Origin of the sequence: Nocardia amamiensis NBRC 102102 (assembly GCF_001612745.1) — a bacterium.
GTDB lineage: Bacteria > Actinomycetota > Actinomycetes > Mycobacteriales > Mycobacteriaceae > Nocardia > Nocardia amamiensis.
On sequence record NZ_BDBA01000059.1, the window covers coordinates 1 to 14,914 of the forward strand.

Genomic DNA, 14,914 nt, shown 5'->3' on the forward strand with positions numbered 1-14,914 from the left:
GCAGGTGCACCCGCCTGCCCAGCGGGCCGCACATCCACCACGCACCACCAAGGAACCACCATGCCCAATCCACCTACCAGCGGTGCCCCATCCACCGCCCCGACATCATGAGCACGCCCACCACCCGCCCCGCGCTGCGGCTGATCTCGCTCGGTGCCGGAGTCCAATCCAGCACCCTGCTGCTCCTGGCCGCCGAAGGCCGCCTGCCCAAACCCGACGCCGCGATCTTCGCCGACACCGGATGGGAACCGGCCGCCGTCTACGCCCACCTCGCGCGCCTGGAAACCGAGATCGCCGCCCCGGCGGGAATCCCGATCTACCGCGTCCGCCGCGGCCACATCCGCAACGACGCGCTCAACCCACACGCCCGCTTCGCGCAAATGCCGCTCTACCTGCTGTTCCCCGACGGCAGCCGCGGCATGCTGCGCAGAGCCTGCACCGCCGAATACAAAATCGCCGCCATCAAACCCCAGGTGCGTGCCCTGCTCGGCTTCGAACACCCCACGCCCGTACCGGCCGGAGTGTTCGCCGAACAATGGGTCGGCTACAGCATCGACGAATCCTCCCGCGCCGCACGCGCCACCGATGACGTCGCCTACACCCGCAGCGCCTTCCCGCTGCTGTTCCTGCCCGGCGGCACCGGCCGCTCAGTCCACGGCTGGACCCGCCAGGACTGCGAAAGATACTTGCGCACAAAAGGTTTCGAGTCGACACCGAAAAGTGCGTGCATCGGGTGCCCGTACCACACCAACGCCTACTGGCGCGATATGCGCGACCACCGGCCCGCCGAATGGGCCGACGCCATCGCCTTCGACCACGCCATCCGCCACGGCGCGGCCCGCGCCAACGCCAACGGGCAACCGCTACGCGGACAAGCGTTCCTGCACCGCTCGTGCGTGCCGCTCGAGCACGCACCTATCGACCACGTCACTGCCGCCGAATGGCGCTCCCGCCAGCTCGACATGTTCGACGCCGTCGCCGACCTCGAGATCGAACGCGGCTGCTCACCCTGGGGCTGCCGCGGCGAGGACGACGAAGACGACTCGATCGACGCCACCTGGCAGATAACACCCGCCCACGCGGCGTGAACCACCCGCGCCTCGGGACCGCGCGCAACCAGCGCACGGCCCCCGACCGCGCACACCCTCCGACCGCCGGACCGCGCCCCTCACCCGAGCGCGCCCGCGCCCCCATATCCCCTATCCCGCAATACATCCCGGCACCGGGCGCCCGCCCGGTCCGGAGAAACGAGGAACCATGAACGCCAACCCCGCCCAGCACCGCCCGTTCGGCTGCGTCGTCGAAGTCGCCAGGACCCCGCGCAGCGACCCGAAAGACGAGGCATTCGCCGCGAACCTGACCACCACCCTGCTCGCGCTGGTACCGACGTGGATCGCCACCGTGCGCGACTGGACCACCGAACAGCGCCAGCAGGCCACCACCGAGGCCGCGCACACGATCGCCAGCCACGGCGACGCCCTCCAGTTCGGCGGCAAGAAAGGCGGCCACGCCCTCGACGCCCTCGCGAGGGGACTGGCCCTGCTCGCCCACGCCGAGGGCGGTGTCACCGCCCTGGGTATCCACGCCTGCATCGAACCCCACGACTCCTGCCCCGGACTTCAACCGCGCCCCGCCGACCAGACCGACAGCGCCCCAACCGATTCCAGTCCGGCCACGGCACCGGTAGTGGCGCTGCGCGTCACGCCCGCCGAACTGGAAGACGAGATCCGCAAGACCTTGTGGACCGAGGACTGGTGCAATCCCGGCGACAGCAACCAGTTCGCCGACACTGCGGACTGGAACTGGGCGTGGCCCGTCCTGCTCGCCACCGCTGCGCAGGAAGCCGACAACGACGACCTCCTCATCGACCCCGCCACCGGGCATCCGGTCACGCTCATCGCTCCCGACCACGACAGCGCCGCCGACGGACCACCGATCACCGTCGAGATCCACAACCCCGACACCGGCCGTGTGCTGGCCACCCACACCTACACCGGCCCGCTTCCCGTACGCCCCGGCCGCACCGACCCCGGCACCCAGGAATGCGCGGCCGCCGACGCCGTCCACGCCCTGCTGACCGTCCTGTCCGACCTCAACCGCGCCGCTGCCGCATCCCAGCAGTAACCACCCCGCCACGCCGCAGGGCGGGGCCGCGACACAAACACCCGGCCCCGCCCTCCCCGGCGCGCCCGCGCCCGGCCGAACGATCCCCCACCGCACAGAAAGCGACCCGATGAACGCCCGCAACGACCTGCAATCCTGGCTCGACGTCCTGACCGCCGACACCGAAATCGTCATCGACGACGACGCGCTGACCCTCGTCACCGTCGACCACGACCGCGCGTCCACCGTGACCCGCTGCGAGATCACCGGCTACGACGACTACGACCGCTACAAACACCTCATCGCCGTCGCCTACCGCCGCGGCCCCGACTGGACCCCCGACGCCCAGCAGTCCCGCATCCTGGCCGAAGGCTGGTCCGACGGCTACGCCGCCCTGCAAGCCTTCGCCGCCGGCCAACCCGTCCAGCACATCGAGCCGCAGGCCCTCGCCGCCGATATCGCCGCCCTGCTCGACATGCTCGAACTCAGCCGCGACGACTGGCCCCACGAGGGTGAGCCCGGCCCGCAGATCGCCGGAGTCCGCGCCCTACAACGCCACATCGCGCAATACCTCCCCCACGACCCGAGCCACGAGGCGGGCCGCTGATGAACAACACGCCCGCCCTCCCCGCACTCGCGGCCCCGCCCCCACGCGCTGGCGCCGCACACCCCATGCCCGCTCCACCCTCCCGGAGAACCCACCATGCCCAACACCATGCCTGGCCCGGATCTGGCCAGCTACGACCACATCGTCATCTCGCTTTCCGGCGGCAAGGACTCCCAAGCCACCCTCGACCACACCGTCACCGCCGCCCGCGCCGCCGGAGTCGCGCACCGCATCACCGCCGTGCACGCCGACCTCGGCCGCGCCGAATGGCCCGGCACCGCCGCCCTCGCCGCCGAACACGCCGCGTTCTACGGGCTGCGGTTCGAAACCGTCGCCCGCCGCGGCCCGGATCTACTCGCCCGCATCGAAGAACGCGGCCGCTTCCCCGACGCCGCAAGACGGTGGTGCACAAGCGATTTCAAGCGAGGCCCGATCCGGCGACTGTTCACCGCGCTCGCCGCCGAATCACGCGCGGCCGGGATCACCGGCCGCCCCGTGCGGCTGCTCTCGGTCATGGGCCAGCGCGCCGAAGAATCCCCCGCACGCCGCCGACTGACCCCGTTCACCCACGACGGCAGCCGCACCTGCCCCTGCCCGCAATGCCACCACCACCGCGCACAGGGAATCAGTCCTGGCCACGGCGCATCCAACACCCGCAAACACGTCGACACATGGCTGCCCGCACATCACTGGACTACCGCCGACGTGTGGCGGCGCATCGCGGCCGCCGGAACCCGGCCACACCCCGCCTACGCCGCCGGAATGCCCCGCCTGAGCTGCATCTTCTGTGTACTCGCCTCCAAACCAGCACTCATCCGCGCCGCCCAGCTCGCCCCCGAACTCGCCGCCGAATACGCCGGCGTCGAGCACCGCATCGGCCACCGCTTCCGCCTCGACCTGTCCATGGCCGAGGTGATCACCGCCGCCGCGAACACGCCGCTGCCCAGCCACATCGACAGCTGGGCGGCATGACCCAGGGGGACAGAAACGTCGACGGCCGACCGGGACCACATCCCGGTCGGCCGTCGAACCGACACACGACTATTCGCCGCGAGCCCTGCGTTAGGGCTCCAGAGGCGAGCCGTCCAGGTTGTACCGCGGCCGCACGATCTGCCACCCCGTCGAGGCCGCGCCCGCACCATACGGGCGGCCTTCCACCACAGCCGCCACATCCTCGGCCGACACCGCGGTCAACGACGCCAGCACCCGCGCGGCCTCACGATCCACCGCCGACACATCCGCCTTCATCGCGCTACCTCTATCCCATTCGCGTACAACATCATTCCCCCGGAATCCCTGCACCAGGCGCAACGCCCAGCCCCACCAGAGTACGGCACTCCCGCACCCGCGCCACCCCACCGACACCACCACCACCACCACCAACGCCACAGCAGCCGACCCCGCGACCACCACGCGCGGCCGGCGGTCCCGCAGCCGATCACCCACAATGTGAGCTACCGCGACACCGAGCCGTCCCCCAGCTGCGCAGCTCCCGCACAATCACCTCCCAGCCCGGTGCCGCCGGAGGTGGTCACCCCATCCCGCGAACTCGCGCCGGAGAGGAACCCGGCGGCGCGCTGCGCCGTGCGCGGCCTCCGGCCGCGTGCCCCTGGGTGGTGGCGCCTGCATTATGTTCCCGCGCCCCTCCAACCTCAAGGGCGCTCCTACGTCGCGTCGGCTACGCCGATGGCCTGCGGCCACCCTTGACCTTGGAGCCTCTGCGCGAGAAAGGCAGGCGTCAGGGGCAGGCCGGTGGCCTGCCCGGGTGGAGGCGCACGCGCCACCACCCAGGGGCAAAAAGCCCGCCCACCCGGCGGACAGCCACCCCGCGAGTATAAAAAAGAACAATCGCCCCCCGATCACGCGGAAAACACCCGCGAGCGGAGCACAAAAACCCCGGTTGAACAGCGGAAACGGCGAAATATAGGTGTGAAAAACGTCACCCGCGCGGAGCCCTTTAAGAAATGCGTGATATGCGTGACAATACTATAATAGAGTATGTAAGTTGGTGAGAAACAGGGAATCCGAAACGGACGCCGCGCCACTTACGGAAGGGCTCGAAATGATCGACTACATCAAAATGACCGGCGGAGAATTCGTTTCCTCGGTGGCCGCTCTCTTGATGACCTCCACATACAGCCTGCCCGAAATCGAAAACTGCATCATCATCGGCATTCTTCACAGCGACGGAGTAATGCACAACTTCGGAGTTATCCCGATCGAGAAATTCGACGCCCACGACGAAAACACCATCGCAATTCTCGGCGGCAAGCACCACGGCCCCGACGACCTGGTCATGCGCCTGGTCGCCGTCGCCGACGCCGACCACGCCGCCCGCGCCGTGTTCGCCCTGGACGCTCTCGCCGACGCCATCGAGCGCGAAGGCATCCGCGTGCTCAACGTGATCATGACCCCGAAAATCGCCACCGGGCAGGAGTGGACCGACCTGCGCACCAAGGAATACGGCACCCTGCCCGACCCCGCCATGACCGCGCCCGCCCTCGCGGCCATCGTCGACGGACACGGCCCCCTGCCCGACCCCGACGACATCGCGCGCACCTTCGCCCAGACCACCCCCGCCGACACCGACCCCGCCCGCGCCGAGCACCGCGACAACCCCCGCCGATTCGCCAAAGACACCCTCACCGAGGCCCGCAAGCTGATCAGCGAATACGCGCGCACCTACGCCCCCGACTTCGCCGACCACTGGACCGACGGCGGAATCATCGGCGCGGACTACCCCGCCGACGAGCGCGCCCGCCTGCTCACCAACACCGCCGATGGACTCGCCGCCCGCGTCGGAGTGCTCGCCGAGGTATCCGGGTCCGCCCGTGACGCGCTGCTCGGGCTCGCCCTGCTCGACATCCCCGCCGCCGCGCGCATCTACTCCCACATCGCCAACCAGCTCGACGGCATCCGCCGCTCTCACATGCTCGCCCTCGCCGGAGTCCTCTACCACGTCGACGGCCGCCCCTACTACGCCCGCGAAGCCCTCTACCTCTCCGGAGCCGCCGCCCTGATCGAAGAAGGCCACCTCTCGGAAACCATGCCCGTCATCGCCCGCGCGCTGCTCGCCGCCGCCCGCGCCGACGTCGAAGCCGACACCGCTCGCCGATTCCTCGCACTCGGACCGGCCGCCGCCAAGCGATTCGGCATCGACACCCCCGAATTCGACCTCTACCCCGCCGAATAACCCGGCCACCCCAGACGGACCCCCGACCCCGGGGGTCCGTCCCCGGCCCGGCGCAGCGGAATCGGAACTCCGCTGCGCTCCGTGCTGTGTCTTCTCGAGGCGGACAGCACCCAGCCCCACCGGTTCCCCGCCCGGCCCGCTCGAGCACACCACCCACACCCACACCTCACCACCCGCGCACACCACCGGCCGAACACCCGGCCGTGGCCCTTATCGGCAACGGCCGCAATCGAACTCGCTTCGCTCGCACAGAACACATCGCGGCCCACACCCGAACCCCGCCGGCCCCGGCCCCGACTCACCCAACACCCCGACCCCACCGGGGCCGCGGAGCGGCCCCGCCGGGCCGCTCCGCGGACCGGCGCAGGCCACCGCCCAGCCTCATCCGAACCGCCACCAGCCACACACCCGAAAGACCAGAACAATCTCGACACCACAGGCGGATGCGCCGCCATCCTCATCGACCACCAGCCCACCGGCCACACGATGCTCGCCACCAACAGCTGGGACGGCTCGCTGGCCAGCACCGACGACGACCGCGTGCACTGGTACATCGGTATCTACGCAGGCGACGAACAGATCTCCGGCCACAGCGGACCCAACCTCGAACAGCTCTACCTCACGGCCACAACCCAACTCGCCACCAAGCCATAACCGGCCCACCCCGAACACGACAACGGGGCCGAGCCCACCGGCACCGGCCCCGCACCCCAACCACTCAGCTACAGATCGATCCCACCCTCACGCGGAAACACCACATCGAACCGCACACCCTCCGGCAGCGACTGATACCGCATCGGCTCACCGGCCACCACCCCGGCCACATCCTCCGCAGACGGAGCCGCGAACTCCACCAGCATCCGCGCCGCCTCCCGCTCCACCGCCGAAACACCGCTCACAACAACCATCCTTTCCCCGATCAAGCCGCACCGACCGCGCATCCACACGCCCGCCCCACCAGCCTACAAACCTCGCCCAGAAGCGAAGCGGCATCCACGCCGGACCACAACCATCACGCACCCGGCCGCCGGTTCCCCACCACCCCGGAGCATCAGAGCTACCGCGACACAGAGCCTGCCCGGCCTGCGCAGCTCCCGCACAATCACCTCCCAGCCGCATTACGCCGGAGGTGCCTACCCCGGCACCGCACCCCGCGGCCGCCACTCGCTCACCCGAGTCCGCGAGCTCCGCTCGCGCGGCGGTGCGGGCATCAAGGCGCCGGCGTGTCCCTTCGATCGGCCCGCCGCGACGATCGCACACCAGAAACCGGTCCGCCAGGTCGTACGTCCTCGCTGCGCTGCGGGCGCTCCACCTGGCACACCGGTTTCTGGCGTGCACTCTCTGCTCCAGGCCGACCGAAGGAACACACCGACACCGCCCCTCCCTATGCCTTCGCCCGCACCACCGAACCGCCTCGCGGCCTGCCGGCCGCGCACGGGGGCTCCGCCCGCCGGACCCCCGCTCCTCGCCGGAGAGGCAGGCACTCCCAAAGGCACGAAAAGAAAAAACGCAAGCCCCCCAACCAAAAAAGAACAGTGAAAAACACCACCCCCGCAAAACCTCTCTAGAATTGCGTGACATGCGTGATAAACGTAGAATAGAGATGTAAGACAGAGAGGAAAGGCAAGGAAATGGAAACCACCACCCCCGAAATTCCCGCGTACGAGATGCCCACGAACCCGCTCGAAAAGAAGGTGATCACCGAAATCATCAAAGGCATGGTGTGCCGCCAGATCAGCGACCCCGCGACCGGCGCAATCCTCGATGTTCGCACCTGCGCCGCCCTCATCGACGGCGACAACGTCCGCGCCGTCCGAGACCCGGAATTCCTGCGCACACTGCTGGACAACGACGCACACCGCGCCGCAATCCTGAAGGCGTGCCCCAATATCCGGGTCTACTACGCCCGCAAGCCCCGTAAGAAGAAGCCCACCCAGTAGACCAGCACCCCGCCGCCGCATACCCATCTACAAATTGCGTGACATTCGCAAACAGAAACACACCCGAAGGGATTTGCATATGAGCGCCAACAACCACACCGGCGGCGGATACCAGTTCTGCGCCTGCCGAGACTGCTTCGACATCGCGATCAGCCCCGACGGCACCCCGGTTCTCTGCGGAGAGTGCAGCGACGCACAGTGCGAGATCAACGCCGGTGAATGCCAGCGCGAAGACGCCTACACCGAGGGATTCGACATCCCCGAACCCGCCGCATAACCCGCCGACCACCGACCCCCACGGGTGCCGGGCACAGGGTACGTGCCCGGCACCCGCCAGAACCCCACCGCCACAGCCGAAAGGGCACCCGATGACCACCACCACAGCCGACAGCGAATGCGGCCACAACAGCGGATGCGGCTACCGCAACCCGCCGTTCTACCCCGAACAGGAGCAGCTGAAGCCCGGCGAATTCTGGTGCTACGACTGCAAATCCGTCGTACCCGACCCGATCGAGGTCGCCCGCCTCCACGCCGCCGCGCAACCCTGCCTCCGCAGCGGGCAAGGCAACTGCCGAGGCGAGGTCAGCGCCCGCCAGTCCTACGGCGGTACCGGAACCACGATCTACGAATGCGCCCACCACATGGACGAATCCGCAGAACGCGAGCAGGCCCTACGGCAGCGCTACCCCGAGCACCAGCCCGCCGATTTCGACCCCGGATACGCCGGTGAATCCTGGTACGAAGACGACTACTGAAATCGCCCGCCCATCATGGCCAGAATAACGCGAATAGTCCCCGCCGGAGATTCCGACGACGGCGACAGGGGACGACCCCGGGGCGAAAAGGTAGTGGAGTTGTCCGACGTGGACGGCGACACAGTAGCCGTGTTCGACCTCGGTACGACCTATCACCTCCGGATAGTCGGCGACGACGGATACCGATACGCCGAATTACCGCCCCTCATCCTGCAAACTCTCGCCCTCCAAATCCTGGCGCACGAAAACAAGAAGAACCACAACTAACGCGCCCGCACAGAAAAGGAACCGAACCAATGGGAAAAATTCAGGGAAACGTAGCCCGAATCTCGGAGCTGCAAACCTTCCAGAACGGAGACCGCACCCGCACCGCCGTCTACATGACCGTCATCGACAACCACGACCGCAGCGACGGAAACGGCGGCTACCAACCGGCGGGCCGCACCGTCTACGACGTGTGTTTCTCCCGGGGAACGATGGCCGAGCGCGTACGCGGCAGCTTCCGAGTCGGTGACCCCGTCCTGATCTGGGACGACGACGACAAACGCCGAACCACCCTCAACACCAGCCGCCCGAACGGCGAACCCGAGCCGGTGATCAAGGCACAGGGCATCGATTGCGCGCTGTCCTGCCGACACAAGATGCTCGCCGACCTGTCCGCCGCCCCGGCCGCCGACCTGTCCGCCGCAGCCTGACCACCGACCAACACCGCAGGCATCGGGCACAGGGTACGTGCCCGATGCCTGCCCCGAACACCGGAACGGACACAGACACCATGCACAGCCGCCCCGACATTCACCCCCTGTATCGGCCGATCGACGAACACGACGCCCAGGAGCAGGCCCGCGCCGACGCCTACCGCGCCCGAGTGCGAGACGCCGCCCTGCGACTGGTCGCCGAGATCCGCGCGGAACTGCTCACCCTGCCCCCCGAACAAACCGGATACCGCATCGGCCTACGCGGCTGTGTCCGCTCCGAGGTCCGCCGAGCCGCCGAGAACGGCGCGACCCGCGAGCAGATCAACGCCGCCCTGACCAACCCGCCCACCGACCCCGAAGGACACCACCCGGTGACTACCGAATTCGTTCGCTTCACCCTGCCCAACGGCAACTATGCCCAGTGGATCGACCACGGCACCGACCGGCCCGCCCTGGTCAACCTCTACAGCCGACACGGCTATTTCACGGGCATGGACCGCACCAGCTACGAGACCGACGAGACCACCGCCCAGGCCATCGCGCGACTCACCGCCACCTACCCCGACGCCCACATGTCCCGCCTCAACTGGGACGAAGCCGCCCCCGGCAAACCCTCCCAGTACCCGGCCGCCGCCGCGCCGCAGACCCCCACCGAGGAAGGACAGACCCGATGCTGATCGCGCGCCGCCCCCCGATCGACCACCCCGCCCGCGCCCGCCGCCTTGTGCAGGTCTGGCGCGTCGAAGACCACGGTTACGGGGTCGAGGTCTGCCAATTCCTCGAGCAGATCGACCACACCGCCGCCACCGCAGAAAGCGCCCTCACCGCCGCCGGTTACACCGTGGTCGGACCGTGGACGCCCGAAGCCGACGACGACCAGGCATGCGAGCGAATGCCACTCGCCGTCGACGGGCGCGGATTCCTCATGCGAATGTTCCGCCTCTACGTCCGCCCCGGCGCGTGCCACGCCGCCGACCCCGAGGCCGCCGCAGTCGTGCAAGCCATCCTTTCGCGCTTGCTGTCGTTCGGCATCCCCGCCGACCCGGCCACGCTGCCCCACCACTACCACGAGGCCCTACGCGGACACCTCGCCACGCTTCGCGACCGCGCCACCCGGCCGCGCCAGCCCGGCGACACCCCGCCCGAGGTGTGCCACCGCGCCGCCGACCAGCTGGCCCGCATCCTGCGCACGCTCGAAGTCGAGCACGCCGACTCGTTCTAACCCCCACGCATTCGGCCCGTGAGCACACCACACCCACGGGCCGAATGCGTGACAAATCCGAACAGAAAACGTCAATCAGGAGACCGCGAGATGATCGCCGCCCAGCCCGAACCGTTCACCTTCACATTCACCACGCCCCTACTGCCCGGATGGCACCGATTCGCCGCCCTCATCGCCCGCCGCGACATCGCCCGCGCCGTCCGCGAGGCAGGCGAGCACGCCGCCAACCTCGGCCTTCTCACCAGCCGCCGCCTCGAAATCGCCGTCACCTGGCACACCCACGAGGGCACCGACCGAGGCCACCTCGCGCCCACCGTGCGCGCCGTGCGCGCGGCCCTCACCGCCGTCGGAATCGACCTCACCCGAGCGCGCGTCACCGCCAGCGCCCACGCCACCACCCAGGCACTACGCCCCGGCGCGCCCGCCCTGGCGTTCCCGGCGCTGCTCGAGGCTCTGACCCCGCGCGTCGTGGTCACCATCTCCGAGGACGAGGACGACTAGAGCAACCCGAGCACCGCCGGCCGCACCGCACCGCGGGCGGCCGGCGGGAGCCCCGCGGATCGGAACTCCGCTGCGCTCCGTGCTGCGCCTATTGAAGCGGCCAGCATCCAGCGCCCCCGGCCGATCGCGCCGACCCGCCCGAGCACACCACCGGACCCACACACCACCACCGCGCACACGCGCCCGATCAGCCCCGGAGCCCAACCAATGAGCCGCCCCAGCGCCGAGCACGCACCCGACCTCGCCCCGCTCCGTCTCCGCCTCGCCCCGCTGCGCTTCCGCATCAGCCGCGCCGACGATGGCGCCGACACCTGGACCGCCACCTACAGCGAAGCCGACACAACGTCTGTGCTGCGCCGAGCTGTCCGCACCCGGCGCGCCACGGTCGAGGCCCGCCGCAACGGCGGATTCGTCCTGCAATGGAACGTGCACCGCCTCACCGGCGACACCGTCACCACCACAACCGCCACTATCACCGCAGAGCCGATCACCCCCGCCCGCCTCACCGCGACCATGCGCGCCGACCTCGAGCACATCGCCGAACACCCCACCCGGGCACGCTGGCGCCCAGACGGAAGCCTGCACGTCGGTTTCCTCGGCCGCATTCCGCCCGCCACCGCGCGGCGGCTCGCCGACCGCGGACTGATCGCCACCGAACCGGAGAACCGCCCGGCTGTGCGGCTCACCCTCGCCGCGCGCCTGGCGCTGCTTGCCGAACAGCACCGCACCACCACCGCCGAGCCGCGCGGCTGGCATCGGCCCAGCGATTACCTACGCCCCGGCGAATGGCCCACCAGCGCCGGAAGCCACCGCCCCGGCGGCAAGAGCGGCAAGGTCTACGACCGCCACAGCTCCGCCCGATGCAGCTGCGGCGAGTTCTCCGAATTCGCCGAGGACCGCCGCGACGCCGCCCACCTCGCACGCCGCCACCGTCAGCACGTCGCGGCCGCCCTGGTCGCCACCCTCTAGCCGCGAAGGACACCCCGCCATGCCCATAGCCACACTCGACGCCCCGGCCGTCGACCGCACCGCCGCGCGCATGCTCGACGCCCACCGCCCGGAAATGGAACTACTCGCCGAGATCGGCGGCCGCCCCCGCATCATCAACACCGGCGGCGGATGCCTGGCCATCGAAGCCGACGCAGGCCCCGCCGCCGATCCCCTGGGCACGCTGTATCTGCTGATCACCACCGAAGACCACTACCTAGCCACCGACCGCGCCGACATCACCGAATGGACGGTGTCCCTCTACGACGCCGCCGACGATCACCGCGCGATCTCCTACGCCGACGGCCCGACATTCCTCGACGCCTACCGCGCCGCATGGGCCGCATTCCGCGCCGGAGACATCATCGAGTAACCGGCCGAACAGTGATCCGGATCACTACCAATCCAATTGCGTGACATGCGTGAAATGCGTAAGATTTATTAACAGAAGGACAGCCCGAGAAACGGAGGCGAGCAGCAAAAATGGGATACCGCCGGAAGAAGTACACCCCCGAACAGCGCGCCGAGCGCGACGCCGCAGACAAGGCCATCAAGGACGCCGCAGACGAGAAACTGACCGACCCCGAAGCCGTCGCGGCGATGGTCGGGCAACTCGCCCAGGCCACCTCGCCGAAGCTGCTGCGCTACTCGCTGCGCAACGTCGCGATGCTCTGGAACCAGGCCGAGGAACGCGGAATCACCCTCACCGACGTCGACAGCTTCAAAGGCTGGAAGGCCCGCGGCCGCAGCATCCGCAAGGGCGAGCGCGCGCTACGCATCGTCGCGCCCAAGGGCACCGAGAAGGCCGAAGGCAGCGACACCGCCGAGCCCGAACCCGCCGAGTTCATCACCGTCGACACCGACGACCAGGGCGACGAGACCGCAGCCCGCACACGGTTCCGCATGGTGGTGGTCTTCGATATCTCCCAGACCGAAGGCATCGAGGATTTCGAAGGTGACCCGGTCGAGGTCGAACCCGTCGCCGACCCGGCCGGCGTCGTCCGCGCGAACCTGACCACCCAGCTCGAGCGCCTGGGCTACGCCGTGGCCACCACCGACGACGAGCAGCCCGCGCCCGTCGTCGACGACGACGCCCACGCCGTCACCGTGTCCGCCGCCCGGCCGGTCGAGCAGCTGGCCCAAGCCGTCGCCGAGCTGATCACCCGCCCCGCCGACCAGCGCCCGCGCCCCGTCCACACCGCCACCAGCACCACCGCCACCGAGCCCCGCCCGGCCGCCGCGCCGGGAATCCCGCTCGATCTGGGCGAGTTCGGCGAGGGCCGCGCCGTCGTCGAGATCGACCACGACAACGGCCGCGCCTACTACCGCGTGACCGGCCCGAACGTGCGCGGCTGCTTCACCGTCGCATGGTACGAACCCGCCGAGAAACGCGAACCGCACATCGTGAACGTCATCTACGGCCACGACAACGGACGCGGCGGCCCGTGGGTGCACGGCGGCGAAGGCGAGAAGCGCCCCGAGCGGCCGACGGTGAACGGAATTCGGCTGGTCGCCCAGTCGACGCATATCACGCTGGCCGAGATCGAGACCATGCGCACGATCTACGTCATGCGCATGGTTGCGGGCCGCTACAACCCCTACAGCGAGCGCGTACCCGACCGGACCGAGCAGCGCACCCGCGCCGTCGTGCGCGCCATCCTGCGCCACTTCGCCCAGCTGCCCGAACTGCCCGAACTGTTCGCGCGCGCCGCCGCACTCGACGCCCCCGCGTTGCAGCGAATCCACAACGAACGCGCGGCCACGATATCCGCGCACATCACCAGGCTCGAGCACGAGCGCGAGGAGGCCGAAACACAACGCCGCTACTACGCGAGCCTTGCCGCCGGAGGCGAGATCGACGGAACACAGCTCGAAATGTTCTCCGCCTGACCCACCCCACCACCGAACCACCCCGGGCCGACCCATGCCCTCAATGCGTGACAAACGCAAACAGAGAAGGGCGGCCCGGGGCATCGACAGGCACCGCCGCCGGTGCCCCGCAGAAAGGACGCCCCCGAGATGACCACCAACGCCCCCGAATTCGACCGAGTCTTTACCGCCCGCAGCGGCCGCCCCTTCACCGTCCGCTACGTCCCCGCAGGCTCCCCGCTCATCACCGCCAGCGGCAAACTCCGCACCGACGCCGCGCCCGTCGTCGAGTTCTACGACGCCGCCCAGATCGGCACCCCCGCCGCGCACGGCCACCCCGCCGGACAGTTCACCGGCGCGAGCTACCACGTAGACACGCTGCTCAACCCGGACGAGCGCGGCACCGGCAGTTTTTCACTGGCCGGAAGTGTCGACGCCTGGAAGATCGACGCCGACACCCTGACCGACATCCGAGCATGGACCGCCGAACACGGCACGCCCACCGCAGCGAAAGCGCGCAACCTGGCAGGCCACCCCGCACGCAACCGCGGCCGCCGCGCCCAGCGTCACGCCGAACACTACGGCCCGGCCGAAGCGTTCCGGCCCTACACCGCCCCGGGCGGCATCGAATGCGGCTGGTACGCCGTGCGCGGCACCGCCGATTGCGGCCACGAATACACCAACATCGACGCCGACGGCCGCGCCGGGATCGGCACCGGCTACGGCGTCGACTCCGAGACCGATCTGTCCTACTGCTACGGCTGCCTCGACGACCGCACGCGCGCAGATCTCGACGCACTGACCCACGGACCCGGCCGCGTCCTCGCCTACGTCGCCAGCGACGGCCGCACCCTGACCACCTGGCGCGGCGGCGAGCTGGCCCGCGTCATCGAGCACCGGCGCGGCCGCCGATCGGACTCGTGGAAATTCCAGCGCGGGCGCCGCACCTACTACGGCCGCAACGCAGGTCCCGGAATGGCCGTCATGGTGCGCGCCTACAAGGACACCGCGGCCGCCTAACGCGAGCCCACAGCCCCGC

At 69.4% G+C, this 14,914-nt stretch carries 20 protein-coding genes; 18 read left to right on the top strand and 2 right to left on the bottom strand.

Annotated elements, in window-relative coordinates; all coding sequences use genetic code 11:
* The 4 genes from NA4_RS13720 to NA4_RS13735 all read left to right on the top strand — a co-directional run.
* Positions 1 to 1,088 (top strand): adenine nucleotide alpha hydrolase family protein (locus tag NA4_RS13720; RefSeq protein ID WP_245671341.1); only part of this gene is annotated, 1,088 nt, incomplete at its 5' end.
* Between the two features lie 169 nt (positions 1,089 to 1,257).
* On the top strand, positions 1,258 to 2,124 hold the full coding sequence (locus tag NA4_RS40315; protein WP_067469646.1) for a hypothetical protein: 867 nt from the start codon (positions 1,258 to 1,260) through the stop codon (positions 2,122 to 2,124).
* Between the two features lie 109 nt (positions 2,125 to 2,233).
* Positions 2,234 to 2,710, top strand: a complete 477-nt coding sequence (locus tag NA4_RS13730) for a hypothetical protein (protein ID WP_067469649.1) — start codon at positions 2,234 to 2,236, stop codon at positions 2,708 to 2,710.
* Positions 2,711 to 2,806: 96 nt separating this feature from the next.
* Positions 2,807 to 3,682 carry a phosphoadenosine phosphosulfate reductase family protein gene (locus NA4_RS13735; RefSeq protein WP_067469652.1) on the top strand — a complete coding sequence of 292 codons (876 nt, stop codon included), beginning with the start codon at positions 2,807 to 2,809 and terminating at the stop codon, positions 3,680 to 3,682.
* A gap of 90 nt (positions 3,683 to 3,772) precedes the next feature.
* On the opposite strand, the gene NA4_RS40320 is transcribed toward NA4_RS13735, so the two are convergent.
* Positions 3,773 to 3,958, bottom strand: coding sequence for a hypothetical protein (locus NA4_RS40320; protein ID WP_157128988.1), 186 nt, complete (start codon positions 3,956 to 3,958; stop codon positions 3,773 to 3,775).
* Positions 3,959 to 4,772: 814 nt separating this feature from the next.
* On the opposite strand from NA4_RS40320, the gene NA4_RS13745 reads away from it, so the two are divergent.
* Together NA4_RS13745 and NA4_RS40325 are read left to right on the top strand one after the other, a co-directional pair.
* A complete protein-coding gene (locus NA4_RS13745; RefSeq protein ID WP_067469658.1) occupies positions 4,773 to 5,903 on the top strand; it encodes a DUF4192 family protein in 1,131 nt (376 codons plus the stop codon).
* Between the two features lie 486 nt (positions 5,904 to 6,389).
* Entirely contained in the window at positions 6,390 to 6,557 is a 168-nt protein-coding gene (locus tag NA4_RS40325; RefSeq protein WP_157128989.1) for a hypothetical protein, read from the top strand.
* Positions 6,558 to 6,625: 68 nt separating this feature from the next.
* Here the strand turns inward: NA4_RS40325 and NA4_RS40330 are convergent, their stop codons facing one another.
* On the bottom strand, positions 6,626 to 6,802 hold the full coding sequence (locus tag NA4_RS40330) for a hypothetical protein (RefSeq protein ID WP_157128990.1): 177 nt from the start codon (positions 6,800 to 6,802) through the stop codon (positions 6,626 to 6,628).
* 732 nt (positions 6,803 to 7,534) lie between these two features.
* Here NA4_RS40330 and NA4_RS13750 point away from each other — a divergent pair.
* The 12 genes from NA4_RS13750 (at position 7,535) to NA4_RS13800 (ending at position 14,895) form a co-directional block, all read left to right on the top strand.
* The gene (locus tag NA4_RS13750; RefSeq protein WP_067469661.1) at positions 7,535 to 7,843 is read left to right on the top strand and encodes a hypothetical protein; all 309 of its coding nucleotides are present in this window, start codon (positions 7,535 to 7,537) and stop codon (positions 7,841 to 7,843) included.
* A 79-nt stretch (positions 7,844 to 7,922) separates the two neighbouring features.
* Positions 7,923 to 8,120, top strand: a complete 198-nt coding sequence (locus tag NA4_RS13755; protein ID WP_067469664.1) for a hypothetical protein — start codon at positions 7,923 to 7,925, stop codon at positions 8,118 to 8,120.
* Positions 8,121 to 8,211: 91 nt separating this feature from the next.
* The gene (locus tag NA4_RS42570) at positions 8,212 to 8,598 is read left to right on the top strand and encodes a hypothetical protein (RefSeq protein WP_245671342.1); all 387 of its coding nucleotides are present in this window, start codon (positions 8,212 to 8,214) and stop codon (positions 8,596 to 8,598) included.
* A gap of 99 nt (positions 8,599 to 8,697) precedes the next feature.
* Positions 8,698 to 8,865, top strand: coding sequence for a hypothetical protein (locus NA4_RS40335; protein WP_157128991.1), 168 nt, complete (start codon positions 8,698 to 8,700; stop codon positions 8,863 to 8,865).
* A gap of 29 nt (positions 8,866 to 8,894) precedes the next feature.
* Positions 8,895 to 9,293, top strand: coding sequence for a hypothetical protein (locus NA4_RS13765; RefSeq protein ID WP_067469667.1), 399 nt, complete (start codon positions 8,895 to 8,897; stop codon positions 9,291 to 9,293).
* 44 nt (positions 9,294 to 9,337) lie between these two features.
* A complete protein-coding gene (locus NA4_RS13770; protein ID WP_067469670.1) occupies positions 9,338 to 9,973 on the top strand; it encodes a hypothetical protein in 636 nt (211 codons plus the stop codon).
* Complete coding sequence (locus NA4_RS13775; protein WP_067469673.1) at positions 9,967 to 10,518, top strand: hypothetical protein; 552 nt, start codon at positions 9,967 to 9,969, stop codon at positions 10,516 to 10,518. Before NA4_RS13770 ends, NA4_RS13775 begins: the two co-directional genes overlap by 7 nt.
* Before the next feature lie 90 nt (positions 10,519 to 10,608).
* Positions 10,609 to 11,019 carry a hypothetical protein gene (locus tag NA4_RS13780; RefSeq protein WP_067469675.1) on the top strand — a complete coding sequence of 137 codons (411 nt, stop codon included), beginning with the start codon at positions 10,609 to 10,611 and terminating at the stop codon, positions 11,017 to 11,019.
* Positions 11,020 to 11,226: 207 nt separating this feature from the next.
* Entirely contained in the window at positions 11,227 to 11,988 is a 762-nt protein-coding gene (locus tag NA4_RS40340) for a hypothetical protein (RefSeq protein ID WP_067469677.1), read from the top strand.
* 19 nt (positions 11,989 to 12,007) lie between these two features.
* Entirely contained in the window at positions 12,008 to 12,379 is a 372-nt protein-coding gene (locus NA4_RS13790; RefSeq protein WP_067469679.1) for a hypothetical protein, read from the top strand.
* Between the two features lie 110 nt (positions 12,380 to 12,489).
* Positions 12,490 to 13,896 (top strand): ArdC family protein, encoded by a 1,407-nt coding sequence (locus NA4_RS13795; protein WP_067469682.1) that lies wholly within the window; start codon positions 12,490 to 12,492, stop codon positions 13,894 to 13,896.
* A 129-nt stretch (positions 13,897 to 14,025) separates the two neighbouring features.
* Positions 14,026 to 14,895: a hypothetical protein gene (locus NA4_RS13800; protein WP_157128992.1), complete on the top strand. Its 870-nt coding sequence runs from the start codon at positions 14,026 to 14,028 to the stop codon at positions 14,893 to 14,895.
* Positions 14,896 to 14,914 lie beyond the last annotated feature (19 nt).

Coding starts and splice junctions, on each gene's coding strand:
- NA4_RS40315 (WP_067469646.1), top strand. CDS start 1,258: ATGAACGCCAACCCCGCCCAGCACCGCCCGTTCGGCTGCGTCGTCGAA.
- NA4_RS13730 (WP_067469649.1), top strand. CDS start 2,234: ATGAACGCCCGCAACGACCTGCAATCCTGGCTCGACGTCCTGACCGCC.
- NA4_RS13735 (WP_067469652.1), top strand. CDS start 2,807: ATGCCCAACACCATGCCTGGCCCGGATCTGGCCAGCTACGACCACATC.
- NA4_RS40320 (WP_157128988.1), bottom strand. CDS start 3,958: ATGAAGGCGGATGTGTCGGCGGTGGATCGTGAGGCCGCGCGGGTGCTG.
- NA4_RS13745 (WP_067469658.1), top strand. CDS start 4,773: ATGATCGACTACATCAAAATGACCGGCGGAGAATTCGTTTCCTCGGTG.
- NA4_RS40325 (WP_157128989.1), top strand. CDS start 6,390: ATGCTCGCCACCAACAGCTGGGACGGCTCGCTGGCCAGCACCGACGAC.
- NA4_RS13750 (WP_067469661.1), top strand. CDS start 7,535: ATGGAAACCACCACCCCCGAAATTCCCGCGTACGAGATGCCCACGAAC.
- NA4_RS13755 (WP_067469664.1), top strand. CDS start 7,923: ATGAGCGCCAACAACCACACCGGCGGCGGATACCAGTTCTGCGCCTGC.
- NA4_RS42570 (WP_245671342.1), top strand. CDS start 8,212: ATGACCACCACCACAGCCGACAGCGAATGCGGCCACAACAGCGGATGC.
- NA4_RS13765 (WP_067469667.1), top strand. CDS start 8,895: ATGGGAAAAATTCAGGGAAACGTAGCCCGAATCTCGGAGCTGCAAACC.
- NA4_RS13770 (WP_067469670.1), top strand. CDS start 9,338: ATGCCTGCCCCGAACACCGGAACGGACACAGACACCATGCACAGCCGC.
- NA4_RS13775 (WP_067469673.1), top strand. CDS start 9,967: ATGCTGATCGCGCGCCGCCCCCCGATCGACCACCCCGCCCGCGCCCGC.
- NA4_RS13780 (WP_067469675.1), top strand. CDS start 10,609: ATGATCGCCGCCCAGCCCGAACCGTTCACCTTCACATTCACCACGCCC.
- NA4_RS40340 (WP_067469677.1), top strand. CDS start 11,227: ATGAGCCGCCCCAGCGCCGAGCACGCACCCGACCTCGCCCCGCTCCGT.
- NA4_RS13790 (WP_067469679.1), top strand. CDS start 12,008: ATGCCCATAGCCACACTCGACGCCCCGGCCGTCGACCGCACCGCCGCG.
- NA4_RS13795 (WP_067469682.1), top strand. CDS start 12,490: ATGGGATACCGCCGGAAGAAGTACACCCCCGAACAGCGCGCCGAGCGC.
- NA4_RS13800 (WP_157128992.1), top strand. CDS start 14,026: ATGACCACCAACGCCCCCGAATTCGACCGAGTCTTTACCGCCCGCAGC.